The organism is Faecalicatena faecalis (assembly GCF_012524165.2).
GTDB classification, from domain to species: domain Bacteria; phylum Bacillota; class Clostridia; order Lachnospirales; family Lachnospiraceae; genus Faecalicatena_A; species Faecalicatena_A faecalis.
In genome coordinates this window covers 210442-236630 of sequence record NZ_JABACJ020000002.1, presented here as the reverse complement: position 1 = coordinate 236630, position 26189 = coordinate 210442, and the positions used below count along the sequence as shown (strand labels likewise).

At 45.1% G+C, this 26189-nt stretch carries 23 protein-coding genes; 18 read left to right on the top strand and 5 right to left on the bottom strand.

The window, feature by feature from the left end; all coding sequences use genetic code 11:
* The 4 genes from HGO97_RS03745 (at nt 1) to HGO97_RS03730 (ending at nt 9103) form a co-directional block, all read left to right on the top strand.
* Nucleotides 1-2814, top strand: coding sequence for a family 78 glycoside hydrolase catalytic domain (locus HGO97_RS03745; RefSeq protein ID WP_216239584.1), 2814 nt, complete (start codon nt 1-3; stop codon nt 2812-2814).
* Nucleotides 2801-5368 (top strand): family 78 glycoside hydrolase catalytic domain, encoded by a 2568-nt coding sequence (locus HGO97_RS03740; protein ID WP_216239582.1) that lies wholly within the window; start codon nt 2801-2803, stop codon nt 5366-5368. The genes HGO97_RS03745 and HGO97_RS03740 overlap by 14 nt, the downstream gene beginning before the upstream one ends.
* A gap of 113 nt (nt 5369-5481) precedes the next feature.
* Nucleotides 5482-8076 (top strand): glycoside hydrolase family 3 C-terminal domain-containing protein, encoded by a 2595-nt coding sequence (locus tag HGO97_RS03735; protein ID WP_216239580.1) that lies wholly within the window; start codon nt 5482-5484, stop codon nt 8074-8076.
* A 7-nt stretch (nt 8077-8083) separates the two neighbouring features.
* Nucleotides 8084-9103 (top strand): alpha/beta hydrolase, encoded by a 1020-nt coding sequence (locus HGO97_RS03730; protein ID WP_216239570.1) that lies wholly within the window; start codon nt 8084-8086, stop codon nt 9101-9103.
* On the opposite strand, the gene HGO97_RS03725 is transcribed toward HGO97_RS03730, so the two are convergent.
* A complete protein-coding gene (locus HGO97_RS03725) occupies nt 9100-10065 on the bottom strand; it encodes a helix-turn-helix domain-containing protein (RefSeq protein WP_216239568.1) in 966 nt (321 codons plus the stop codon). The two genes, HGO97_RS03730 and HGO97_RS03725, sit on opposite strands and share 4 nt — an antisense overlap.
* A gap of 156 nt (nt 10066-10221) precedes the next feature.
* Between HGO97_RS03725 and HGO97_RS03720 the strand changes: the two genes are divergently transcribed.
* From HGO97_RS03720 to HGO97_RS03700, 5 genes are all read left to right on the top strand, one after another.
* Nucleotides 10222-11424 carry a serine hydrolase domain-containing protein gene (locus HGO97_RS03720; protein WP_216239565.1) on the top strand — a complete coding sequence of 401 codons (1203 nt, stop codon included), beginning with the start codon at nt 10222-10224 and terminating at the stop codon, nt 11422-11424.
* 19 nt (nt 11425-11443) lie between these two features.
* A complete protein-coding gene (locus HGO97_RS03715) occupies nt 11444-14218 on the top strand; it encodes an alpha-L-rhamnosidase (protein ID WP_246597279.1) in 2775 nt (924 codons plus the stop codon).
* 90 nt (nt 14219-14308) lie between these two features.
* Nucleotides 14309-15775 (top strand): MFS transporter, encoded by a 1467-nt coding sequence (locus HGO97_RS03710; protein WP_216239563.1) that lies wholly within the window; start codon nt 14309-14311, stop codon nt 15773-15775.
* 210 nt (nt 15776-15985) lie between these two features.
* Nucleotides 15986-16837 carry an AraC family transcriptional regulator gene (locus HGO97_RS03705; protein ID WP_216239561.1) on the top strand — a complete coding sequence of 284 codons (852 nt, stop codon included), beginning with the start codon at nt 15986-15988 and terminating at the stop codon, nt 16835-16837.
* Nucleotides 16830-17747, top strand: coding sequence for a DMT family transporter (locus HGO97_RS03700; RefSeq protein ID WP_216239558.1), 918 nt, complete (start codon nt 16830-16832; stop codon nt 17745-17747). The genes HGO97_RS03705 and HGO97_RS03700 overlap by 8 nt, the downstream gene beginning before the upstream one ends.
* Before the next feature lie 68 nt (nt 17748-17815).
* Here HGO97_RS03700 and HGO97_RS03695 read toward each other — a convergent pair whose 3' ends face one another.
* Both HGO97_RS03695 and HGO97_RS03690 read right to left on the bottom strand, forming a co-directional pair.
* Nucleotides 17816-19165, bottom strand: coding sequence for a GHKL domain-containing protein (locus HGO97_RS03695; protein ID WP_216239557.1), 1350 nt, complete (start codon nt 19163-19165; stop codon nt 17816-17818).
* Nucleotides 19162-19887, bottom strand: coding sequence for a LytR/AlgR family response regulator transcription factor (locus HGO97_RS03690; protein WP_216239554.1), 726 nt, complete (start codon nt 19885-19887; stop codon nt 19162-19164). Before HGO97_RS03690 ends, HGO97_RS03695 begins: the two co-directional genes overlap by 4 nt.
* 169 nt (nt 19888-20056) lie before the next feature.
* Between HGO97_RS03690 and HGO97_RS03685 the strand changes: the two genes are divergently transcribed.
* The 6 genes from HGO97_RS03685 to HGO97_RS03660 all read left to right on the top strand — a co-directional run bounded on the left by HGO97_RS03685 (nt 20057) and on the right by HGO97_RS03660 (nt 22581).
* On the top strand, nt 20057-20479 hold the full coding sequence (locus HGO97_RS03685) for a hypothetical protein (protein ID WP_216239553.1): 423 nt from the start codon (nt 20057-20059) through the stop codon (nt 20477-20479).
* On the top strand, nt 20463-20645 hold the full coding sequence (locus HGO97_RS03680; protein WP_216239552.1) for a hypothetical protein: 183 nt from the start codon (nt 20463-20465) through the stop codon (nt 20643-20645). The genes HGO97_RS03685 and HGO97_RS03680 overlap by 17 nt, the downstream gene beginning before the upstream one ends.
* A gap of 110 nt (nt 20646-20755) precedes the next feature.
* Nucleotides 20756-20947, top strand: coding sequence for a DUF4177 domain-containing protein (locus HGO97_RS03675; protein ID WP_216239551.1), 192 nt, complete (start codon nt 20756-20758; stop codon nt 20945-20947).
* A 2-nt stretch (nt 20948-20949) separates the two neighbouring features.
* A complete protein-coding gene (locus HGO97_RS03670) occupies nt 20950-21300 on the top strand; it encodes a transporter (RefSeq protein ID WP_216239550.1) in 351 nt (116 codons plus the stop codon).
* A gap of 161 nt (nt 21301-21461) precedes the next feature.
* Complete coding sequence (locus HGO97_RS03665; RefSeq protein WP_216239549.1) at nt 21462-21935, top strand: hypothetical protein; 474 nt, start codon at nt 21462-21464, stop codon at nt 21933-21935.
* A complete protein-coding gene (locus HGO97_RS03660) occupies nt 21919-22581 on the top strand; it encodes a hypothetical protein (protein ID WP_216239548.1) in 663 nt (220 codons plus the stop codon). Before HGO97_RS03665 ends, HGO97_RS03660 begins: the two co-directional genes overlap by 17 nt.
* Before the next feature lie 32 nt (nt 22582-22613).
* Here HGO97_RS03660 and HGO97_RS03655 read toward each other — a convergent pair whose 3' ends face one another.
* Nucleotides 22614-22841: a helix-turn-helix domain-containing protein gene (locus HGO97_RS03655; protein WP_216239547.1), complete on the bottom strand. Its 228-nt coding sequence runs from the start codon at nt 22839-22841 to the stop codon at nt 22614-22616.
* 81 nt (nt 22842-22922) lie between these two features.
* Complete coding sequence (locus HGO97_RS03650; protein WP_216239544.1) at nt 22923-23120, bottom strand: helix-turn-helix domain-containing protein; 198 nt, start codon at nt 23118-23120, stop codon at nt 22923-22925.
* A 108-nt stretch (nt 23121-23228) separates the two neighbouring features.
* On the opposite strand from HGO97_RS03650, the gene HGO97_RS03645 reads away from it, so the two are divergent.
* The 3 genes from HGO97_RS03645 (at nt 23229) to HGO97_RS03635 (ending at nt 26009) form a co-directional block, all read left to right on the top strand.
* Complete coding sequence (locus HGO97_RS03645) at nt 23229-23594, top strand: hypothetical protein (RefSeq protein WP_216239542.1); 366 nt, start codon at nt 23229-23231, stop codon at nt 23592-23594.
* Between the two features lie 151 nt (nt 23595-23745).
* Nucleotides 23746-24714 (top strand): aldo/keto reductase, encoded by a 969-nt coding sequence (locus HGO97_RS03640; protein ID WP_216239540.1) that lies wholly within the window; start codon nt 23746-23748, stop codon nt 24712-24714.
* A gap of 317 nt (nt 24715-25031) precedes the next feature.
* Entirely contained in the window at nt 25032-26009 is a 978-nt protein-coding gene (locus HGO97_RS03635; protein WP_216239538.1) for a LacI family DNA-binding transcriptional regulator, read from the top strand.
* The last annotated feature ends 180 nt before the right edge of the window (nt 26010-26189 follow it).

Here is a 26189-nt window from a genome sequence, read left to right as displayed (position 1 = left end):
ATGGCAATGAAGATTTATGATTTAAGGACAGAATACCTGGATAGACCTTTGGGAATAGATGCAGTACAGCCCAGATTTTCATGGAAATCATCTAGCGATGGAAAGAATATGAAGCAGAGAAGTTACCGTATCATAGCTTTTCGTGAACAGGGGGAGAAAGAAGCTATCTGGGACAGCGGGGAGTTAGAAAGTGAGCAGTCCATAGCGGTAATCTGGCAGGGACCAAAACTTCACTCCTGCGAACGTATCTACTGGAAGGTATTCGTGAAGCTAGAAAATGAAGAGGGAATTTTGGAGCAGGCAGAAAGCAGCCTGACATGGTTTGAGATGGGGATGTTACAGGAATTGGACTGGATTGCGGACTGGATTGAACCGGAGGATGAAGTAGAGATTGACGGAAGAATGCCTGCACCTTATCTCAGAAAAGAATTTATAGTTCGCCCCGGTCTCAAATCGGCAAGAATCTATCAGTCAGCCCATGGGTTGTATGAATTCTGGCTGAACGGACAAAGAGGAACAGAAGATGTCTTTAAACCTGGCTATACGACTTACCATAAACGTTTACAGTATCAGGCCTATGATATTACCCATCTGCTGAGCGCTGGAAGGAACTGTCTGTCCGTTGCACTGGGAGACGGATGGTGGCGCGGCACGACAGGTGGGGCCTACCGCAATAATTTCGGATATAAGGTGTCCTATATCGGACAGATTCTCTTAGAATATGAAGATGGAAGCAGGGAATGGATCGTATCTGACGAGACATTTAAAACATCAACAGGTGGAATCCGGGAATGTGATATGAAAGAGGGAGAACTTTTCGATGCCAACTTGGAACCGGAAGGCTGGAAAGAGTCTGGTTTTGATGATACTTCATGGAAGTTCGTACATTTAGAGACAGATCAATATGCCAGGAAGGATATTCTCATATCCTCTAACAGCGTTCCGGTCCAGGAGATGGAGACATTTCACCCGAAGGTCATAAAGACACCAAATGGAGATACTGTCCTTAATATTGGGCAGAATATCGCCGGTTATGTAAAGATACGGTTTCGCGGTCTTTCTAAGGGGCAGAGAATCAGGCTGGTGCACGGGGAGGCACTTGATGAAGAGGGTAATTTTACTTTGAAAAACCTGATCGTCGGAAAACAAGAGAAGCGTATGCAGGAGATCATCTACATTGCCAAAGGGGAAGATGAGGAGGAGTATTGTCCGATATTCGCTGTGTTCGGATTTCAATACGTTCTGATCCAGGGATACGACAAGGAAATTGAGCCCGGAGATTTTACAGCAGTGGCTGTGTACTCTGCGCTGGAGGAATGTGGTGACTTTACCTGCTCCAATCCTTTGATTAATCAGTTGGTAAGTAACAGCCGTTGGAGCCAGAAAGGCAATTTCCTGGATGTTCCGACAGACTGCCCGACAAGAGAACGCAATCCCTGGTCTGGTGACAGTCAGATCTATGCTAATACAGCGACAAAGTTCATGAATGTATATCCTTTTTTTGAAAAATGGCTTGGAGATATGTCTTTGGAGCAATTCAAGAATGGAAAGATTCCGATTACGATTCCAATTAGCACTTCATTTCACCACGCCGAAGAGCTTAAGCGCAGGCAGAGCCGGATTGAAATGCTGCCGGATGACAATATTATGAAGCTGGTCTTAAAGATGACTCTGGGATCCATGGAAGAAGGGGCAATTTCAGACGGTTCAGCAGGCTGGGGGGATACCGCTGTGATTACTCCATATGTTATGTACCTGGCATATGGGGACAGGCAGATCCTTGAGAAACAATATCCCTGTGCTAAGAAATGGGTAGATTATGTGATCCATGAGGCAAGGCAGAAAAGTGAAAAGTACCAGCACATGCCATGGTATAAGGAGTCGGAGGATGCAGAGTTTGTCTGGGACACCGATTTTCATTTCGGGGAATGGTGTGAACCGGATGAGACAGAGGCGAGCCCGTTTTTGCGTCTGTATCAGAATCCTGACTATAATACTGCGACGATGTACTATTTTTACTCGGCGAAGCTGTTAAGTCAGATGGCAGGAATTCTTGGAATGAAAGAGGATGAAAAAAAATATCAGGATATTGCACAAAAGGTAAAACGGGTATTTAATAAATATTTTATCCGTGAAGATGGAAGTATCAAAGAGGGGCGGCAGGCGCCAAGTATCAGGGCACTTGCATTTGGTCTGACAGATGACGATCATAAGGAACGGGTCGCAGCAAAGCTTTTAGAGATGATAAAAGAAAATGGTTATAAGTTAAATACAGGTTTTCTGGCGACAGCACATCTGCTTCCGGTTTTGGCGAAACAGGGCTTTATTGAGGAAGCATACCGGGTCCTGGAGCAGACAGAGAGTCCGGGATGGCTTGCCAATGTGAAAGCAGGGGCGACCACGATCCTGGAGAACTGGGATGGTTACGAGAACTGCAAGGCATCTTTCAACCACTATAGTTATGGCGCTGTATGCAGCTTTTTATTTGAGTACACGGCTGGCATCAGACCAGATATTGATGCTCCTGGATATAAGCATTTTACGATAAGTCCGGTACCAGGGGGAAGCCTGACACAAGCAAAAGCGGAGTATGAAAGCGGCTATGGAAAAATCCTTTCTTCATGGAAAAAGAAGGACGGGAAAATAGAGTATGAGTTTATGGTACCGGTAAATACGACGGCAACGATCTGCCTGCCAGAAGATGGAGGGAATACCGCGGAATATCATGTGGGCAGCGGTGTCTGGGAGTTTTCCGAAGAGTGGGGTGCACAGAAAAAGAAAATAGAGGAGGAAGTTCCAGATGAAGATATATGATCTTAAAGTAATGCACATGAAGAATCCGGTGATTGACAGGAGACCGGAATTTTCCTGGAAGATCGAAAGTACCAGGCAGAATGTGCTGCAGAGGGCATATCGTATTGTAGTCAGAAATAAAGACGGGATACTATGGGATACAGGAAAAGTGGAGTCCCGATGCCAGGCGTTTGTGGAGTATGAAGGGGAAGGGTTTAAAACAGCAGAAAGATACGAATGGACGGTAACCGTATGGGACAATTATGAAGAAGTATCGAGCGCGTCAGATTGGTTTGAGACGGCATTTTTAAGGGACAAAGACTGGTGTGCCAGATGGATCGAGTGCACGATAGACCGGCAGCCCGCCAGTGAATACAGTTTCGGGGCAGCGTATCCTCCGGTTCTTTTTGAACGGGAGTTCGACACATGCGGGGAGATTGAAAGTGCCAGAGTCTATGCAACGTCTCATGGTGTCTATGTACTGAAAGTCAATGGGAAAAGAGCGGATGACCGTGAATTCGCGCCGGAGTTCACAAGGTATGATAAGATTATGTATTATCAGACCTATGACGTGACGAAGCTGCTTCTTGGCGGAAAGAACAGTCTGGAAATGTATGTGGGAGACGGCTGGCATTTCAGCACGCAGGCACGTCCGGTCATGGAAGAGTACCATAAAGAACCGTCTGTATTGTTTCAGCTTGAAATCAGATATAAAAATGGGACGATTCAGACCGTTGCATCAGATGGAACAGAAAAATGCAGTCTCGGGCACATTGTATATTCTGACCTGTATCAGGGAGAAAAGCAGGATTACAGGATCAAGAATACAGAAAAATATCCGGTGGATGTCAAGGATTATGGATATGAATTCTTACGCTCCCAGCCCATTCCTCCGGTCCGCCCGGTCAGGCTGCTTCCGGCAGTTGAGGTGATTACGACACCGGCTGGCGAGAAGGTGGTGGATTTCGGTCAGGTGATCGCCGGAAGGGCCAGAGTAAAAATCGATGCTTTGAAGGATCAGGAAATCACACTGGAATATTTTGAAGTGCTGGACCAGGATGGAAATTATATCAATACCATGTTTGCACCGCAAAAAGATATCGTCATTTCGGATGGAAAGCCGATAGAGCATGAAGCAAAATTCACATTTCATGGATTCAGGTATATCCGTGTAGGCGGGCTGGAGGAAGTGAGAAAGGAAGACTTCACAGCGGTACTGCTCACTACGGAAAAAGAAAATAAAGGAGAGTTCAGATGCTCGGATGAAAGGCTGAACAGACTCTATCAAAATGTAAGGTGGTCTCAGTATAATAATATGATGTCTGTTCCGACAGACTGCCCGACGAGGGAGAAGGCCGGATGGACCGGTGATCTTCTGATTTATGCAAAGACAGCTCTTATGAACGAAGAGATGACTCCATTCTTAAGCAGCTGGCTTGACATTGTCAGGGCAGACCAGCAGGACGACGGGGTGATCCGTATTGTTGCACCATATATGAAACTCTATGAAGCGCTGCTTTTACAGACTGTAAAAAAATTCGGAGATGAGAAGGTGACCGGTGTCGCAGGCTGGAGCGACGCCATCGTCTGGGTTCCTTATGATATGTATCGAATGACAGGAAACGCCCGTGTGTTGAGAGATAACTTCGAGGCAATGGAATCCTGGTGCGAGTATATCATCCGGACCGCAGAAGAGAAAAGAGGATACCATGATATCCCTTATGATTACGACCGGTATCTGTGGAATACCGGGTTCCACTTCGGAGAGTGGCTGGTGCCGAGCCGTCCTGATGATACCGGGGAGCAGTACGGAATCTGTAAAGAATCGGCATTTTATATTGCGCCGTTCTTTGGATACATGACTCTCTTAAGGATGAAGGAGATATGCCGGGTTCTCGGGGAGAAAGAAAAAGAGGAAAGATATGCCGACAGGTCAAAACGGATGAAGGAAGCAATCCAGAAAGGAATCCTTTTGGCCGGGCTTTTGCCGGAATATCTGATGGGAGGCTATATTCTCGCGTTTGCGTTTGATCTTGTCCCGGAGGAGCTATATGACAGTTACAAAAAAGATCTGACAGATCTGATCAGGAAGAATGGAAACTGTCTGGATACTGGATTCCTTGCGACTCCGTTTATTCTGGATACGCTCTGTAAAATAGGGGAAAAAGAGCTGGCATATGCACTTTTGTGGCAGGATAAGAGACCATCCTGGCTGTATGAAGTCGACCATGGGGCAACGACCATATGGGAAGCATGGGACGCAGATGATGCGAAATCAGGCGGCAGGTATGTCAGCTTCGACCACTATGCGTTCGGCTGTGTGGATGAATGGATCTGCAGGCATATTGCCGGCATCGACAGTGACACTCCCGGATTCTCACATGTTATCATCAGGCCGGATGGGGGAAAGAGACTGACCTCATGTGAGAGAACTTTTGAATGTGAGGCAGGCACAATTAAGGCTGCGTGGGATGAGAAGGGCCTTTGTGTTTCGATACCATGTAATGTAACAGCAACGGTAGAGTGGGACGGAGAAAAGACGGAAATCGGAAGCGGGGATTATTTTTTTAGATAAAATGAGATGTCAAGATTATATGATGTTATGCCAACATAATTAGATTTCACAGACAGGGATAAAGGCTACAATAAAGAAAAACAAATGAAAGGAACCGGATAGCAATGAGAACGATGAGAACAACACCAGAAGTTTCCGCAAGGGAACGGAACAATAAAGAGATTGTAAGACAGCTTGCTGCAGAAGGCGTGGTCCTTCTTGAGAACAATGGAGTGCTTCCGCTTTCAGAAGATACAGATAAGATTGCATTGTATGGCAGCGGGGCAAGGCGTACCGTGAAGGGCGGCACCGGATCAGGAGACGTAAATGTAAGAGAGTATACAACGATTGAAGAGGGATTGATTCAGGCAGGATTTCAGATTACTACGAAATCCTGGCTTGATGAAGAGGAGACATTTTATAAAACAGCCTTTCAAAAGTATGAGGAAGGAATTCAACGGATCGCAAAAGAGAAAGGTCCTCAGGCAGCCCTCCTTTCTTCTATGGGCAGCCCATTCCACGAACCTGCATTTCGGAAATTGAAAGAAGAGGAATTAGAATGCAGCCTCACAGATACTGCCATTTATGTACTTGCAAGGAATTCAGGAGAAGGAGCTGACCGGAAATATGAACCGGGGGACTATCTATTGACAGAGGAAGAAGAGCATGATATCCGTCTTTTGGCAGAAAAATATTCAAAGTTTATTCTGCTTCTGAATGTGGGCGGAGTCGTTGATATGCAGACAGTGAAGTCTATTCCGGGAATCGATGCGATGGTCAACATCAGCCAGGGTGGAAGCGCATTCGGAGAGGCTGTGGCAGATATTCTGACAGGAAAAGTGACACCGTCAGGAAAACTGACCGCCACATGGGCAGAACACTATGAAGATTATCCGGGAGCGGACAGTTTTGCCGGGCGTAATCAGGATGTGGATGACTCCTGGTATGAAGAGGGAATCTATGTGGGATATCGGTACTTTGACCGGGCCCGGATAGAGCCTGCCTATGAATTCGGGTACGGTCTTTCTTATACAGAATTTCAGATCAAAGTGGAGCAGGTACGGCTGAATCAGGGAGTCGTGGAAGTAGAGACAACAGTTAAGAACATCGGAGATACCTGTATGGGTAAGGAAGTCGTACAGTTGTATTGTTCAGCGCCGGATGGAACATTAGATAAGCCATATCAGAATCTTTGCGCATTCTGGAAGACAGATCTTCTTGAACCAGGAGAAAGCCAGAAGGGCGTGCTTTCCTTCCCTCTTTCACAGATGAGTTCCTACAAGGAATCTACAGCCTCCTATGTACTTGAAAAAGGGGAGTATGTCGTTCGGATAGGAAACAGTTCCAGAAATACAGTTAACGCAGCTATCTTGACAGTATCAGAAGAGGTGGTTACTGAGCAGTGTAAAAATCTGTTTGGAAAAGAGGAAGTTTCTCTACTGTCATGGGATACGGAGAAAGAGAAAAATACAGAAAGAATCATGACTTGTGGAGAGCCAGAAGATAATCAGCATGAAAAGAGCGTACTTCCTCATATCACAGTTCCGGTTGATGAAATCCAGAAAATAAGCCACATTTATCATGAGATAAGAAAGCCTCTGGACAAAGCCCCATCTTCTCCCACGCTCACATTAGAGGACGTAAAAGAGGGAAGAGCAAGTCTTAGGGATCTGCTAAGCCAGCTTAGCGTGGAGGAACTGGCACTGCTCTGTGTCGGCGGCGCAAGGATGAATATGCAGGATTTCAGCGTGATCGGCAATGCTGCGGATACGATTCCGGGAGCAGCCGGCGAGACAACAAAGGCATTATGGGATACGAGAAAAATCCCATCACTTGCAATGGCAGATGGTCCGGCAGGGCTTCGGATGAATCCGGAGTATTTTGTAAAGGATGGGGTGATTTTAAAGAATCTGGCAAATGATCCGCTCTTTAAAAATATACTGCCAAAAGAAGCCCTGAATGTGGATCTGTCAGGTGCAGAGACATATTATCAGTATTGTACTGCCATTCCTGTTGCTACAATGCTGGCCCAGTCGTGGAACGAAGAAATCTGGAAGACTGCCGGTGACCTGGTGGGTGGAGAGATGGAAGAGATGGGGATTGACCTTTGGCTGGCACCGGGGATGAATATCCAGAGGAATCCACTGGGCGGCAGGAACTTTGAATATTATTCAGAGGATCCTCTTCTTTCCGGGCTGTGCGCAGCGGCAGTGACAAAGGGTGTCCAGTCCCATCCGGGCAGAGGAACGACGATCAAGCATATTGCTGCCAATAGTCAGGAGACCAACCGGAACTATAATAACAGCCATCTGACAGAGCGAACCTTAAGAGAGTTATATTTGAAACCATTTGAAATCTGCATCAAAAAGGCACAGCCTTTTGCGGCAATGACCTCTGTTAATCTTGTAAATGGAATACATGCGGCGAATCATTATGATATCCTGACAGCAGCTATGAGGGATGAATGGGGATTTCAGGGGCTGGTCATGACAGACTGGGGGACAACTTCTGATTTCGGGTCAGAATCCGGCAGCCATAAGTACAACTGTTCTTCATCCGCATCATGCATCACAGCAGGAAATGACCTGATTATGCCGGGATCCCAGGCAGACTACGACAGGCTGCTTGCGGCGGCTGCACAGGGAAGTCTGTCACTTGCCAATCTGCAGTGGTGTGCAGAAAATATCCTGCGGGTGATTTTACGGGTGGAAAAAAGAGAGAGGGTCTGAATGCAGAATGGAGGAGATCAAGATGTTTACAACAAAGACAACTTTTAAAGAAATCAGAGAAGTCAAAGAACTGGCTCCGGTTTTCCCTTATCTGATCTGGAGCATGCAGCCAGGAGGACATGAAGATATCAAAGATGAAAACAGTCTCGAAGATGTGCAGGCGAAGAATCCGACCTGGCAGGCATCCGACATGGTATATGGACTGAATCGTCTTTTGAAAATCGCCAGGGAAGAGGGCAAATATCTATTCGATGTTTATTCAGAAGAGGAAAGAAAAGAGGATTCAGGCAAAGAACATGTGAAATTGATCTATTTTCCGGCACAGGGCAGTCAGCGGTTTGTCATTCTGGCGGCGGGAGGAGGTTATGGTGCGGTCTGTTCCCTCGCAGAGGCATTTCCTGTTGCTGCCAGATTAAATGAACTTGGAATCCCGGTCTTTTGTCTGAATTACCGGATAGGAGGTCCGGCATTATTCCCGAAACCTATGGATGATCTGGCGGCGGCATACCGGTTTATCCGGGATCATGCGGAAACATTCAAAGTAGACCCGGGGACCTATGCGGTAGGCGGCTTTTCAGCCGGAGGGCACCTTGCGGCAGCCTGGGGGACGAAAGAACTGGGGTTTCGGAAGTATCAGCTTCCAGCTCCCGAAGTCCTGCTGCTTGACTATCCGATGATCGCCCTGTGGCGTACCGTCAGGCAATTGCCGGAGCCGTATCAGAAGATGATGCTTCAGGGATATTTGGGAGAACAGTATTCAGAAGAACAGACTTCACCCTACAATATTGATGAAAATATAGACGCAGATTATCCGCCTGTGTACCTGATTCAGGCAGAGGATGACCCGATTGTGCCATTCTGGAATGCGCAGGACATGGTGAAGACTCTGAAAGAATACCAGATTCCCTATCGTTTTGAACATCCTGTAAGCGGCGGACATGGATATGGTCTGGGAAGCGGTACAAAGGCAGAAGGGTGGATCGAACGGGCAGCAGGATACTGGAATTCACTGACTTTAGAGCGCTAAAAGACATCATTTGCATTCCGATACTGGATGGGCGTCATCCCGGTCTTCTTTTTAAACAGGTTCGTAAAATTATTAATATCGTGTATCCCTACCTCATGGGCAATCTTTGATGCAGGCATGGAGGTACTTTTCAGCAGGGTCTTCGCCTGATCGATTCTCAGAGAAATCAGATAATCGTTGGGCGAGAACCCTGTATATTTTTTAAATTCCTTGGACAGATAGTATTTGTTCATATTGGCAAAAGATGCAAGGTAATCTAAAGTCAGACGTTCTGTATAATTATTTTCCATATATTTCATTAAGTACTGAATATCCTGGGGCGTATCATTGCGCTTCCCGGCTTCCTTGGAGCCAAGAAGCAGCAGATAATTCAGCATATTATCGATGCAGGTGGACACCTGCCAGTCACGGTATAAGTGCGGATAACTGTAAAGTGCTAAAAGCTTCTCAAGATAATGCTGGTACTTTCCGGTAGTGTTTTCATGAAAGGCGGCAGTTCCATTCTGCATATATTGTGCATGGAGCTCAGGCAGGAGAGAGCCGTACAGATGGAGGACCGCTGTGTCCCAGGACTTTCCCATCACTTTGTAAAAGTGATAATCCATACAATTGATGAAGACTCCATCCCCTTCTTTCAACTGGTAGGTTTTATCCTGATATACGATAGACCCGTGTCCTGAATAGGTATACAGAATCAGGAAGGAATGGAAGTTCTTGCGCTCTGTGTAAGAGCCAAAACCGTAATGGAAGACACTGAAATCCTGCATATAATATAGATTTTTCACCGCAAAATCGGTGATTGGAGGGCGGGAAAAACAATCCGCACTTCCCGTGATGCAGAAACTGGAATTCTTCAGGTTCTCACTGTTATATTTGGGGTCCTCGATTGTACTCTCTGTAAGCCTTCTGGACGAAAGGCTTGTCTTTGCTACGGCAGTGGTAAGCTCTATATTCTCAAACATGCTCTACTCCTCCTGTTAGATTGGCAGTGTACCCTTATTATAAACATAGGAATTATAAAACACAAGATTATATGATGTTTTGCCAATAAAACATGATTTCAAAAGAACGCAGACAAGATATGATAAATGTAACAGGAAGAGGAAAGGGGGTACATAATGGAAATACAGGAAATTGAAAACAGTATGCAGAATTATGTAGCTAATCGGGAGATGTCGGGCGGTGCCCTGATGGTGAGAAAGAATAAAGAACTGGTCTATCAAAACAAATGGGGAAAGGGAGACATAGAAGGAAATGTTTCAATATCCTATGATTCTATCTATCGTATGATGTCCCTGTCAAAAGTCGTGACAGCGGTCGGAATCTTAAAGATGATGGAGCAGGGGAAAATAGGGCTGGATGATGAGCTTTCAAAGTATATTCCTGAATTTTCCGATATGCGGGTGTCCTGTGACGAGAGATACAGGGTCGATTCAGATGATTATAAAAAGTTGTATGCACAACTGCCACTTTTTCAAATGGAAGAGGTAAAATCAGTGCCGGCAGAAAGAAAAATCACGATCCGTGATCTGCTTTCTCATTCTTCCGGGCTCGAACAGGGCAGTGTGGGGTTATGTGCCCTGCTGAAGATGAAAAATGAAGATGAGACGTTAGAGCAGCGTGTGAACAGATATGCAGGGTATGTCCTAGATTTTCAGCCGGGAATGGGAACCGGTTATTCCCCGATGGCAAGTTTTGATATCCTGGGCAGGGTCACGGAAATCGTATCGGGCATGAGACTGGAAGAATATCTTCAGAAGGAGATCGCTCAGCCGCTGGAGATGACAAGCACGACCTATTTTCTGAATGACGAGCAGAAATCACGTCTGGTAAGGGTATATAAGAGGCAGGACGAAAGTCTTACAGATGTTACGGGTACGAAAGAAGACATGTGGGGAATCTTACGGCAGGATGAAGCAAAGTTTGAGCAGGGCTGCGGCGGATTATTTTCCACGATCACCGATATGGAACATTTAGCAGAGATGCTCTGCAACCAGGGAATGTATCATGGGCAGCAGTTCTTAGAAGCCCGGACCGTGGAGCTGATGCACACAGAGGCCCCGAAGCAGCACCTTGAGCCAGAACCCGGGATGGTGTGGGGACTGGGGGTTCGGATCCGGCAGAATCCGAAGGCCGCAGACAGTTATGCGACAGAGGGGACCTATGGGTGGAGCGGGGCATTCGGAACCCACCTGGTGGTCAGCCCCAAAGATAATCTGGAGGCAGTCTTTATGACAAAAAGAACCGATCTTAATGGTTCGGGTTCCTATATCAGCAGAGAAGTGGAACGTCTGGTATTCGGAATCTGGGGTTCACGATAAGTTAAGGAGGAAGTAACAATTGGAGATTTATGATGTAAAAATCAATGGATTGACAAATCCAGTGGGATATGTATTCGATACGGTCACTTTATCCTGGAAGGTCAGGGGAACAAAAGGTATCCGGCAGAAAAATGCAAAGATTGAGATTGCAGAGGATCCGGCATTTATTACCGTCATAGCAGTCAGGGAAGGAAGCAGTCTGAATAGTCTTGCGGAAACTTTTGAATTTGAACAGAAGCCCTGCACGAGATATTACTGCCGCATTACTGTTGAGGCAGAATTTGATGAGACAGCAGAAGAAGCAGCTAAAAGTGATATTGCTGTGAGCGAGGTCTGCTACTTCGAGACCGCTAAACTGGACCAGTCATGGAAGGGGCAGTGGATTACCACGCAGGAGGGAGACCATTTTCATCCGGTATTTAAAAAAGAGTTTACGACTTCCGGGAAAGTGAGAAGTGCCAGACTGTATGTCAGCGGTCTTGGACTGTTCGAGGCATTGATAAATGGAGAGAAGGCAGGAATGGATGTGCTGGCGCCTTTTATCAGCGACTATGCAGAGTACGTCCAGTACTGTACCTACGATGTGAAGAGTCTTTTGCAGGAGGAGAACCGGATTCAGATTTACCTTGGAAATGGATGGTACAAGGGCCGTTTTGGATTTGGGAAGCCGGACCCTGATAAAAAGTTCCTCTGCATTGCAGAACTTCGTATCGAGTATGAGGATGGGACGACAGAAGTTCTGGGCACGGATGATTCATGGATGTATCAGGGCAGTGAATTTGAATTGACAGACATCTACGACGGAGAGATTCAGAACTATCTGTTGTGGGAAGAAAAAGAGAATCCGTGGAAGAAGGCAGTGACCAGCGAGGCAAAGATACCACTCTCGGCCAGATATTCTCCTCCTCTGCATGAGATGGAAGCACTGCCTGTCAAGGAATTGATCCACACTCCGGCAGGGGAGACGGTACTGGATTTTGGACAGAACTTTGCAGGAATGATTGAGTGTTGCCAGAAGCTTCCCAAAGGGACTCATATGAAGCTGGAGTTTGGCGAGATCCTTCAGGACGGGAACTTTTACCATGATAATTACCGGACGGCAAGGTCCGTGTTCGAATATATTTCAGATGGATTAGACAGGGTCATCAAACCTCATTTTACGTTCTATGGCTTCCGCTATGTGAAGGTATCCGGTCTCACAGAGGTCCTGCCGGAGTGCTTTATCGGAAGGGCGGTTTACTCTGAGATGGAGCAGACCGGAGAGATGACGACAGGAAATGAGAAGATCAACCAGTTGTTCCAGAATACAATGTGGGGCCTGAAATCGAATTTTCTTGATATGCCGACAGACTGTCCGCAGCGGGACGAGAGGCTGGGCTGGACAGGTGATGCACAGGTGTTCTGCAGAACGGCAGGGTACCATATGGATACCAGGGCATTTTATCACAAGTTTCAGCATGACCTGAGACTGGATCAGATAAAAAATGACGGTAAGGTGGCGGTCTATCTGCCGAATAACCTACCGGGAATGACATCTAGCGTGTGGAGTGATATCGCAACATTTATGCCCTATATGCTGTATGAATATTATGGAGATCAGAGTGCTTTAAAAGCCAATTATCCCATGATGAAAGACTGGGTGGACAGCATTATAAGAGAAGATGAAAAGAGGGGAGCACAGTATCTCTGGAACTTTGGGTTCCACTTCGGTGACTGGCTTGCACTGGACGGGGCAACCGAGCAGAGCAACTACGGAAGGACCGATTCCCATTATGTTGCATCGGTATACTATTATGCATCGGCTTTGTATGTTGCAGAGGCTGCGAAAATCCTCGGACTTGAGGAGGAAGAGAAATACAGAGCACTTGCCGGTCGAATCTATCAGGCAATCCTGGATGAATTCTTCAGTCCGAACGGAAGGCTTACAGTGGACACACAGACCGGATACATCCTGGCTCTGAGATTTGGAATCTACAGAGACAAGGAGAGAATGGTAAAAGATTTAAGAAATCGGATCAAAAAGGACTGTTACCGTATCAAGGGCGGTTTCGTGGGAGCTACCATGATGAGTACCGTTCTGGCCGAGAACGGCATGGCGGACCTGGCATATGATTTCCTGTTTTTCGAGAAGTTCCCGGGCTGGCTGTATGAGATTAATCTGGGAGCGACTACAATCTGGGAGCGCTGGAATTCTGTGCTGCCGGATGGTAAAATCAGTGGAACGGGCATGAATTCCCTGAACCACTATTCCTACGGTTCCGTTGCAGAATTCCTGTACCGGCATGCGGCGGGTATTATTCCAGTAGAACCGGGATTCAAAAAAGTCAGGTTTGAACCAAAACCGGATATCCGGCTTGGCTTTATGAAATGTTCCTATGAATCGGCATCCGGCAGATATGTATCCGAATGGAAAATCAATGAAGATGGCAGTCTGACCTTCAGGTTCGAGGTTCCATTTGGAGCATCAGCAGTCATTGTTCTGCCTGACAGCGGCAGAGAGCCGGAAGAAGTGACGGCAGGGCAGTATGAATATACTTACATGCCTGACAGGGATTACCGTACACCATTTGGAGGCGGCACCAGACTGGAATTGCTGGCAGAGAATCAGGAGGCAAGGAAAGTGCTGGAGACTTATGTGCCACAGGCAGTGGCAGCGATTGCCACAGAAAATATAGAAAAAATGTCTGAGTCATTATACGAAATGCAGGCGCAGGTATCGATGCTTGGAGGGCCCGTAGATCACTATAAAGAAGCAATTAGAAAAATAGAAGAGATTAGATGGCAGAACAGATAACAGATTAGATAACGGATCAGATAACAGAACAGGTACAGTTTGAATGTGCCTGAACTTATCACAGAATCAGATTAAAAACGGAGGATAGTCATGAGTAAAAGGAATGTAGATTTATCACCAGACGCAAAAGTAGGAATTTTAGAACATCTTGCATACGGAATCGGGGGCGGTTTTGCGACCAATGCGGTCAACCTGTTTATCTCCGCATTTCTGCTTATATTTTACACAGAAGTGATGCATGTTAACCCGGGTGCAGCCGCATCCATCATCGGTATTTCCAAGCTGCTGGATGGTCTGTCAGACCTTGTGGCAGGACGGATTATTGATAAGACGCACAGTAGATTTGGAAAGACCAGGATCTGGCTTCTTCGGATGATACCGGCTACGATCATAGCCCTTCTGCTGATTTATCTGATGCCGTCCAGTCTGACAGGCGCGGCACAGCTGGTATACATTTTTATTACCTATAACCTTGCATCCACAGTGTGCTATACCCTGACTTATGTAGCGTATATGACTCTGAACGGACTTATGACAAGGAATCAGACATCCCGCGGATTAAACGGCGGTATTAACATGGTCGGAAATGTCATTGCCGGGCTGGTGGGAAATGCAACAATCATTACCCTGCTCCATGCTTTGAGTGATAATCCTTCCTACTCTGCTTATGGAGACCGCAGTGGATGGGTGAAACTGCTGATTATCTGGATGACAGTTGGGGCAGTGGCTCAGCTTATTGTAGTATTTGGTACCCGCGAACGTGTGAAAGAGGGCGCTCAGGCAACGGATGATTCTGCAAAAGAAACAAAGAAAGAAACAAAAAAGGCAGATATTCCATTCTGGGTTACAATGAAAGCGCTTGTTAAAAATAAATATTGGATCTACAACATCATTATCTGTCTTTCCATCAACTTCTTGATGGGGGCAACAGGTTCGACGACGGCATATTATATGACCTATGTAGTCGGGGACACAGCATTTTTCCAGATTTTTTCAACGGTCAACACGTTATCTATGCTGGCTGCCATGCTTGCAGGATTTGGGGTTATGGCAAAGTTTGGTAAAAGAAATGCGGTATTAGGCGGATTGACCATCCGTGCCATCGGTTCCCTTCTGCCTCTGTTCTCAAGCTCAAAAGGCATTCTCATTGTTACAGGTGTTGCAGGCGGAATCGGATATGGAATTGCAGGGTGTGCATTCGCTTCCATGATTCAGGATGTTCTTACCTATGGGGAATGGAAAAACGGTTTCAGTATGATTGGTATGGGAAATGCGGCGAATTCCTTCTGTAATAAAGTAGGAAACAGTTTGGGGACAATCGTGCTTGGATGGATCATGAGCCTCAGCGGATACGTGGCAGGAGCAGCAACACAGACACCGGCGGCAGTGACAGGACTGCGTGTGATGTTTATCGGGCTGCCAGTCATCTTTTCTACCATATCTGCAATCGCGGCCTGGCTGTATGACCTGGATAAGATATATCCGAAGATTGCGGCAGATTTGAAAGAAGGAAAATATGCACCGGGGGTTGTGGCATATGAGGAAAAAAATAAGTAAGGAAAAATGAACGCGCAGTCTGTTGGCGTCTGGTCATAGATATGGCTGGTATGAGTAACGGATGACGTCGATTTTGAAAATGGGTTTTGCAAAGTCCCGGATCACGGTTGTGGTCCGGGATTATTTTGTTACATGAGTGTAATATCGTTCAAGATTTTCCTTTCACAAAATGGTAAAATAACTCTTATCAACCCAAAGGAGGAGACATCAATGCAGGGCGTACAGGAGCAGAGGCATGTTTATTATGACCGTGATCTGAAAATAGAAGCATACAATCTGGGTGGAATCGTTCAAAAGTTCCCGAACCATTTCCACGACTATTATGTCATCGGTTTTGTAGAAGGGGGAAAGCGACATTTATGGTGCCGCGGGAAGGAATACGATCTGGCAGCGGGGGATCTGATCTTATTTAACCCGCGGGATAATCATTACTGTGCTCCCATCAATGGAGAGATTTTGGATTACCGTGCCGTAAATATAGAAATCGAAGTGATGCAAAAGGCAGTAAAGGAGATTACCGGGAAAGACTTTGTTCCGCATTTCACTCAGAATGTCGTATATCAAAGCGATATTACCCAGTCCATAGATGAACTGTACGGGGCGATTTTATCACAGGCACCGAAGCTGAAAAGGGAGGAAGCGTTTTTCTTCCTGTTGGAACAGGTGCTGCAGGAATATGCAGAACCTTTTGATGAGGCAGATGTGTCGGAGCCGAACCAGCAGATCAAGACACTCTGCGATTATATGGAGGAGCATTTCTCGGAGAATATTATCCTGGATGACCTGCTCTCTATGACAAATTTCGGAAAGTCCTATCTGCTTCGGTCCTTTACAAAGCAAGTGGGAGTTTCGCCATATCGATATCTTCAGAATATACGGCTAAAGCAGGCGAAAAGGTTTCTGGAGGAGGGAGTCGCGCCAATTGAAGCGGCAAGCATGGCAGGATTCTCGGATCAGAGCCACTTTACCAATTTTTTCAAGGAATTTATAGGACTGACACCGAAACAGTATCAGAAAATCTTTACAAAGGAGCAGGAAAATGACAGGCATGGGAATGACTAGCATAAAAGACAAGAATCAAACAATCAGCGGACACGTGGCAGCATTTATTACAATACTAATCTGGGGGACCACCTTCATCTCTACGAAGGTACTTCTAAAGACATTTACTCCGATCGAGATTCTTTTTATCCGCTTTATGATTGGGTATTTTGCACTCTGGTGTGTCTGTCCGCGTACTTTGAAATTAAAGGAGAAAAAACAGGAATGGCTGTTTGCTGCGGCCGGGCTGTGCGGTGTGACTTTATATTATTTGTTTGAAAATATAGCACTCACCTATACACTTGCATCCAATGTAGGGGTCATTATCTCTATCGCTCCTTTTTTTACCGTGATTTTTTCTTGTCTGTTTCTCAAGGGAGAACGGCCGGAGGGAAGATTTTTTATCGGATTTTTGATTGCTCTGGCAGGAATCTTCCTGATCAGCTTCGGCAGTGAGAGTGCACTGCAATTGAATCCGTTAGGGGACGTTTTGGCAGTGATAGCGGCAATGATCTGGGCGGCTTATTCTACCATTACAAAGAAGATTAGCGGACTGGGCTACAATACGATACAGACCACAAGACGGACCTTTTTCTACGGCCTGATCTTCATGATTCCATCCCTGGTGTTGATGGATTTCAAAATTGAACTGGCACAGTTCGCGAGTATGAAGAACATCCTGAACCTGTTATTCTTAGGCTTTGGTGCGTCAGCTCTTTGTTTTGTGACATGGAACTTTGCAGTAAAGATCCTAGGTTCAGTCAAGACCAGCGTATATATCTATATGGTTCCGGTCATCACTGCAATCACCTCAGCACTGATCCTGCATGAGAAGCTGACATGGACTACTGCAGCAGGTATCGTTTTGACCTTGCTCGGTCTGTTCCTGTCTGAAAATAGAAAGATGGAAAAAAGTCCTTCTCCAGCTTAATAAAATGTCCCGAAAATAAGAAGATACCTTCTTGGCATCCTTATTTTCGGGACATTTTTTGTGGAAAATCAGATGTTAGGATTCACCGTGGTCTTTAGAAATACGGAGGCGTTAAAGACTCCGTTCCTCTGTTCAAATTTTGCCTCGCCGTCATATCTAGCAGCAATCTCCTGGATGGAGGAGGCACCGATTCCGATACCCTCCTGCTTAGAGGAGAAAGGGATGTCTCCACTGAACCTGACAGGTGTGGTGCATGGATTATCTGCCAGGATCAGAAGGGAAGTGTTTCCTCTCTGTTTGATCTTCAGCTTGATATATTTTTGGCCCCCGGCTTCACGATGGCAGGCTTCAACTGCATTTTCCAGTAGATTACCTAACAGCACTGTAATATCAGTGGCAGAGATGGGACAGTTGTCGGGATAATCGACCTTTGCCTCAAAACGGATCTTATGGTCCCGTGCCTGTGCTGCATAATAGCAGATTACCGCATTTACTACATCATTGCGGCAGTATAGCTCCAGAGTGTCAGGGGGCAGTTCATTCTTATAGAGGTCCAGGTATTCCCGAAGTCCTTCCTTGTCATCCAGGTCCAGATAAGACTGTACAACAGTGAGATGCTGGCGCAGGTCATGGCGGGCTTTTTTCATTTCGTCCATATGTGCGGCAAGACTGTCATACTGTTTTTTCTGGGCAAGGAGGTTCTTATCTGCATACTTTAATGCTTCTTCCAACTGGGTTTCGCGTCGGGATATTTTCAGGACCCTAAGAGCCACATAGGACACATGACATGCACCGAGCAGCATGAAATACCGAGAGACTAAAAACTGCCAGGAGGCATAGGCGTACACGTCTTCTGTAGTGCAATAAAGCATGCCGAACAATGTGGAAAAGAGTGGGATGACCCAGAAATAGCGCCAGATATCCCGGTCATTGATTTTAAGTGCATCCGCCACTGTATGAAAGAAAAAGTGAAGCAGAAACGGACAAGTAATCAGGTATATTCCGATGCGGGCGATATTATAAATCAGATAGGGGTGAAGGCCAGAGAAATCCCAAAAGTATCTGCTTTCAATATAGTTTGCATTGCCCAATACAAAGAACTGCCAGGAAAGAAATAAAAGCCAGGTGAACAGAAGCTTTGGGATACTGTCCCGGATCAGCAAAAAGGCAAGGGCGAGATAGATTAGCAGGAAACAATAGCGCATGATCGTCGTCCATTGGGCCGCGTATGCATAGCCGCCCAGGTTGATATAGTAAAAAGCAGCACTGTAGACTGCCGCTAAGAAAAGCTGCAGTCCAACGATATAGCGAAAAGGAATCCGCAGTTTTTCTTTAAAGAGCCAATAGCGCGGCAGGGTAAAGGGCAGGGAATCCAGAAATGGAAAAATAAGGACCATCAGGGTATCGATTGTTTTCATAATAGTTCGTCCTCTCTTTCGCGTTGGAATAAATAGGAGTGGAACATCGTTTCAAGCTTCCGTTTGTCACGTTGGGAAAAGGGGACTTTGTCTCCCGTATCTATGACAAAATCAAGACCATCGATCTGCTCTACACGCTCCATATTGACGATACACCCTTTGTAACAAGTCAGGAACTGAGGGTAGGGGCTAAGCAGCGCAGTAAATCTTTTAAAGGCGATGCGAAATCGTAAGATACTTCGACTTTGTGTATGTATCTGCACATAATGGTCGTCCTGACTGCACCAAAGAATATCCCGCAGCAGGATTTTTACGTCACCTATTTGTATGAACCTGGCATTGCGAATCTTCTCTATTCCGCAAAGTGTCATGGTCCGTTCAAAGTCCTCGTAAGTATAAGGCTTTACCAGATAACCACAGGCTCTTACGCGAAAACTTTCGACGGCGTGTTCCCGGCTGGTGGTGATAAATATAAGCGCGGCCAGCCTGTCTGCTTCCCGAATTCTTTGAGCGGTCTCGATACCGGAAAGACCACTCATATACTGGTCAATAAAAATTAGATCATAGCCTCCGGGAATGAACGCAGATAAGAATTCCTCCCCATCCTTAAATTCTTCGATCACGGGTGTCTCCCCGGCATAATTCTCATGAAAATAACGTCGTAGAGCATTGGTTGCTTCTTCACGGCATTCGGCAAGATCATCAATCACAGCGGCTTTCAACAGGATGGTTCCTCCTTCCCTAAATGAGCTTCACCATTTGGTTACTTTTATTTTACAGGAAAAAGAAGGCTTAGACAATGTAATTTGTCGCCAAAACCTGCAGTTCGACGCCAACTTATTGAAATTGGTTTTTCAAATCATTAGATTTAAAGTATAAAGGAGGCAGTATATGTGGAACGTAATTGTATGTGATCACAATAAAGCAGAACAGGAAAAGCTGACGGCATATGTACAGAATTGCTGCAAAGATGCAGGAGTGTCTGTGCAGATACAGGGCTGCGCTGACTGGACGGAGCTCGCCCAGAAAATAAAGAAGGCAGAACCAGATATGGTGATTGTTGCCCAGAACGGCGTGGAAGGGTTGGATATCATTACCAGTGCAAGGCTTCTTTCCGGGAAGATCGTCTGGTTCTCAGATTTGGATTTCGGGGTGCAGGCGTACCGCCTGTGTGTCGCTTATTTCAGTAAAAAACCGATCACCCGCCCAAAGGTGGAGCGGGCACTTGCCCGATGTATGGAAGTACGGCTTGAGGTCGAGAATTCGCGGTTTGGAGCGTATAGAGAGGAGGAAGTCCATGGAAGAGACTTTTAAAATCAATATTACATCCTGTAAGAACAGCACATGGCAGGGCGTTCTGACAACAAAGCAGGGGAGCATCGTATTTCATAGTGAGATTGAGCTGTTGGCAGCGATAGACAGGCAGATGAATACACAGAAGACAGAACTGTTAGTGAGCGGATGGAAACGAGAAAGTTAGGTCTTTTGGAATGTGACTGGAAATGGTCTGTTATTTGCTGTTCTACTTGTGGAAGGTGGAAAAGGGGAGTATAATTTCACTATAATGAAGCCAGAAGGGAGAGCAGTAAGATGAAGAGATACGAATATGTAAGTGTTACTTACCAGATGAAGGATATGGTAATGGCTACCGTATCAGAGCACCGTGAGATTATTGACAAATATGCAGGGGAAGGTTACCGGTATGTGGGGATGGTCCCGACGGAGAGCAGTGTCAATGGGTGCATCAGGAAGATGGACCTGATTTTCGAGAAGGACGAGTGATTATGAGACTGTTTTTCGAGATTTGCAGGGCACTTTCTTTTGGAGTTATTGTCGGCTTTCTGCTGGGAGGATTTAAAAGTGTGATACGGAGGAAATCCTATACGGAGGAAGAAATCCGCTATACGAAGAAATTGACAGCAAAGGCAGCAGGCATACTCAAATACATTACCTTCTTTCTGCTGGCCATGGGATTATTATGGTGCAGTTATTTTCTCATTCTGGCTGTTGCAGATCCTGGACAGGCTGAATATGCTGACAATATGGCGGAACTGATCGTATCTGTACTCACCGTGATCTCGATTCTGTTTGCCTTCGTGGAATTTCTGCGCAGAGCGGATGATAAGGATAAGTGAAGCTGCGTGGATGGATATGTCCCGGGAATGAAAGGATGAGCAATGCGGGCTGATCCATATCAGTCCCGGGATTTTTATTGACTTTTTTATGGTGTAGTCGGGAAGAAGCCATCTGTCAGAATCGAACTGGAAACAAAGAATGGGAGAATTAAGGTGATACGATGAAGAAAACGTGTAGAACAAGAGGCGAGGGATTGGATATCGTGGAGGCAGCACATAGTAAAAGAGTCTCATCTTTTTTGTACTGCCGGATGGAGATAGTTGGTAAAATAGAGCCGGAGCGGTTAAAAAAGGCAGTTCGCCAGTCCTGCAAATTTGTACCGGAAATCATATATACGTTTGACTTTAGGTATTGCGAATTTGTTGATAAAGGGCTGACGATGGATGGTGTTGTAATGGTTGAGAATGGGGGCAGGAAGTCTAAAAAACAGAGAAGCCCATGTCAGGAAATATGGGATTTGAGCAGCGGTCCCCAATTCAGAATATTTATTCAGGAAAAAGAACAGGGGAGCAAAATTGTGTTCGCAATGAGCCATATCCTATCAGATGGAAAAGGTTTTCTTCAATATCTGTACCTGTTGATCAGGCTGTATCATAGAAAAGAACAGAGGCAATCAAATGTATTGTATAAGTAAAGTGATTCAGGCTGAATACCTATGTGAAATCAAGAAAAAGGCACGGCAATGCGGGGCAACGTTAAATGATGTTTTTCTGACTGCCTATGCCAGCGTGATTTCAAGGGTAAAAAATCTGGATAAAGTAGTGCTTCCCAGTCCGGCAGACTTACGCAGTGTGCTATCGGTTAGAGATGAGTTTACAGTGGCAAATATGACAGGCATATACAGAAGGGTGACAATAGAATATACTCCTGGGCAGAGATTTGTAGACACACTGGCCATGGTCCATCTGGAGATGGAAATGCAGAAATCCCGTAATATGTGCCTTTCTGGAATCAAACTGTTACATTGCGCGGAAAAATTGATTCCCGTAAGGAAGCTGAAAAAAGTGATTAGGGCTGTATATCCGCTTCCATCTGTTTCCTATACTAACTTTGGAGTAATTGATGAAAAGAAATTATTTTTTCAGGGATGTGAGGTTAGAAACTGTTTTTTGACGGGTTCCTATCGGCTGCCACCGGATTTTCAGATTTCTGTCAGTACATATGAGGAAAATTGCACGTTGAATTGTACTTTGATTGGGAGTAAAACAGATCAGAGATTTAGTGAGGACGTATTAGAGCAGGTGAGAAATGAAATCGTAGAGTGGGTCAGTAACATTTGAGGGAATCATAAAAGGAAGATAAACCTGTTTCTTTAGGTTTTATCTTCCTTTCTTTGTGCAGAGTCATCTTCAATATACTCCATAACATCTGATACACTACAATGGAGAATCGCACAGAGCTGATTGATTGTGTTAACAGTAACACTATTACCGCGCTTCATTGCATAGTAGGTGGAACGGGGAAATCCTCTTTTTGAAAGTTCATAGGAGCTGATTTTCTTATTTTTCATCGTATGAAATAATGGTTCGTAACTGATCATGGTACACCTCTCACAATCATAATAGGGACACTCAAATAATGGATATGTACCAGAACCATATATGTTATTGAACTCTTATGTTCAGTCATCTGTGTATTCGATAATTTCAGATACAGAACACTTAAGTAATCTACATAATTGATCGATTGTATTGGTACTGATGCTGTTACCCTTTAGGATAGAATGATATGTGGCCTTCGAAAATCCCATTTTAAAAAGAGCATAGGAAGAGATTCCTTTTTTGGACATTGTCTCAAATAATGGTTTATAGTTAATCATCCAAAAACTCCTCCTCACTCATCTCTAATATCTTCTATTTATTGTAAAGTTATACTCGAATATTGAAAATGTACGAAAATCCGAGTATAATCATGTGTACGAAAATTCATGAAGAAAGTTAAGAAGAGAAAGACTATGGATACTACAGAAGATATTTTTAAACGGGCAACAGTTAAAGGAGTAGCTGATTATCTTTTATATGGAAGTTTGTTAGATAAAGATGAAAGGAACTATAAAGAAAGAATGGATGATACCTATCACAAATATGAAAGGCTTATTAAGCAGTGTGATGAAAAAGTACAGCATAATTTGTTAGATTTAGCTGGTGAGATAGAAAGCGTGAGTGCAAGTGTCCATATAGAAATTGGTCTGCAGGCAGGAATTCTGCTTATACTAGATATGTTTAAGAATATGACTATAGAGCAGGAGTCAGCTCGCAGCTTGAGGAATCGTGAAAAGCGAGATGTTGAGTGATAGAATATCGAAATTTTGTTACCCCATATTTATGATTGAGAGAAACTAGATATATGAGTATAATAAAAGCAGAGATGTTTTACAGGTGTATTCATTGTATGGGATGTATGTGAAATAATTCATATATCCAAAAAGAATAAGGGGGAACAGTATGAACACTAAATTAGAATATGTTGAAATTCCATATGTAAAAAAGAAGGTATCCAGAATCATTTACGGGACGGCAATTCCGCCGTTCATGACCGGGGAGGGGAAGCTTGACCTTCTGGACGCGGTCTATGCGATGGGGGTGAATACTTTTGATTTAGCCAGAGTCTATCAGCTTGCGGAGACGTCCGTGGGCAGATGGCTTGAGGCACGCGGCAATCGTCAGGATGTGGTGCTGCTTTCTAAATGCGGGCACCCCTCACCATCAGGAGAGAAGAGAGTCAATGAAAAAGAGATGCGTAAGGACTTTAAGAAATCCACAGAAGAGCTTCACACAGACTATATTGACATTTATCTACTGCACCGGGACGACCCGGAAATAGAGGCAGGAGTGGCCGTAGAGATATTTAATGCCATGCATGCAGAGGGAAAAATTGGCGCTTTTGGTGGTTCTAACTGGACCCATGAGCGCATTGAGCAGGCAAATGAGTATGCCTATAAGCACAATCTGATTCCATTTACCGTATCCAGTCCGCATTTTGGACTGGCCGATCAGGTGCTGGATCCCTGGGGCGGTGGATGCGTGACGATATCGGGACCAGCCAATGAAAGGGCGAGAAAGTGGTATCAGGAGAACCAGATGCCTGTAATTGCTTATTCCAGTTTGGCCCATGGACTGTTTTCTGGACAGGTAAAGAGCAGTAATATTGAACATGCGGGGAATGTTTTGGATGAACCCGCGATGAAGGGGTATGCTTATCCAGAAAATTTTGAACGTCTTAGACGCTGTGAAGAGCTGGCAAAGGCAAAAGGTGCCAGTGTACCACAGATTGCTATGGCATGGATCTACCAGCAGAAGCTGAATACATTTGCAGTGGTGAGTACTTCCAAGGCAGAACGGATGCAGGAAAATATTGATGCCCTGCAGATTGAATTAAGCGAAGAGGAAATCGCATATCTGGATTTGAGATAATGTCCAATGTGAAATGATATAAATACAAGAAGAGAGAGGTATATTCAGAAGCGGTGGCACTGAAGATACTTCTTTTTTCTTGTCAGTTTTGCCTAAATATTCGGTCCGATTCAGCCTAAAATACCATTCAAAAATATACAAAGTCTCCAAAAAGAAATTACTCGTTTAAAATCGATTGACAATTAAATGTACAAAATATATAATAAAGTCAAGTTTGAAACGGGTTTCAAAAGAAAAAATACACATAAAATGAAGCTCGATTAAGGAATTACATAGCAGATATACGATTACAGCAGTGGACGATTGGGGTGACATACATGATCAGCATCAGAGAAGTGGCAAGGCTCGCCGGCGTTTCTCCGGCAACGGTATCAAGAGTCATGAATGGAACAGCGAAGGTAGATGAGATTAAAAAGCAAAAAGTAGAGAAGGTTATTCTTGAAACGGGTTTCAAACCAAATGAAGCAGCAAGAACGCTGTACAAGAAATCCGCGCATTTAATCGGTGTGATTGTCCCGAATATCGAGAACCCGTTTTTTAACGAGATGGCTAAGGCAATCGAGAATGAAGCTTATGAGCGGGGCTACAGATTGACCTTATGCAGCTCCAATGATGACATAGAGAAGGAGAAGAACAGCATTGAACTGCTTGGCAGAATGAATGCGGATGGGATTATCCTGTTGACGAATGAAGATGAGATTTTGGAAAAGACAAAGGACGCCCGGATTCCAGTCGTGGTTTTGGACAGGACGGTGAAGCATAAAAACGAGGTTGCAAGCATCACATCCGATAACTATGAGGGAGGCCGCATCAGCATGGAGCACATGCTGGAGAGCGGATGTAAAAATATTGTAGCGATGCGGGGCCCACAGAATGTTTCCAGTGGCAGGGACCGGTTTAAAGGATATCTGGATGTCTGCAGAGAACAACATATCAAAGAACAGTACGTGGACTGTTCCTATGATTATGAAGATGGACTGGTCAGGACCGAAGAGATTTTAAAGACATTTCCAGAAGTGGATGGAATCATCGCAGCAAATGATATGGCGGCGATTTCGGCATATAAAGTACTGAGAAGACATGGCAAAAGAGTGCCGGAGGATGTACAGCTCATCGGATTTGATAATATCATCATGAGCAGGCTCATGACTCCTGAATTGACAACGGTAGCACAGCCAATCGCTGAGATGGGGGCGAAAGCGGCACAGGTTCTGATTGATCATATCGAGGGGAAAGAGGTCCCTCAGAAAAATATATTCGAGGTGGAACTCATTCACCGTGAGACGACAAGGTAACATCCACATGACTAAGGCTTGAAAGGACCAAACCAAAGTCCATGGGATGTGCTTTGTAACTAAGGCTTGAAAAGACCAAGCCTAAGTAAGGAAAGCAAGGTAACATCCACATGACTAAGGTTTGAAAGGACCAAACCAAAGTCCATGGGATGTGCTTTGTAACTAAGGCTTGAAAAGACC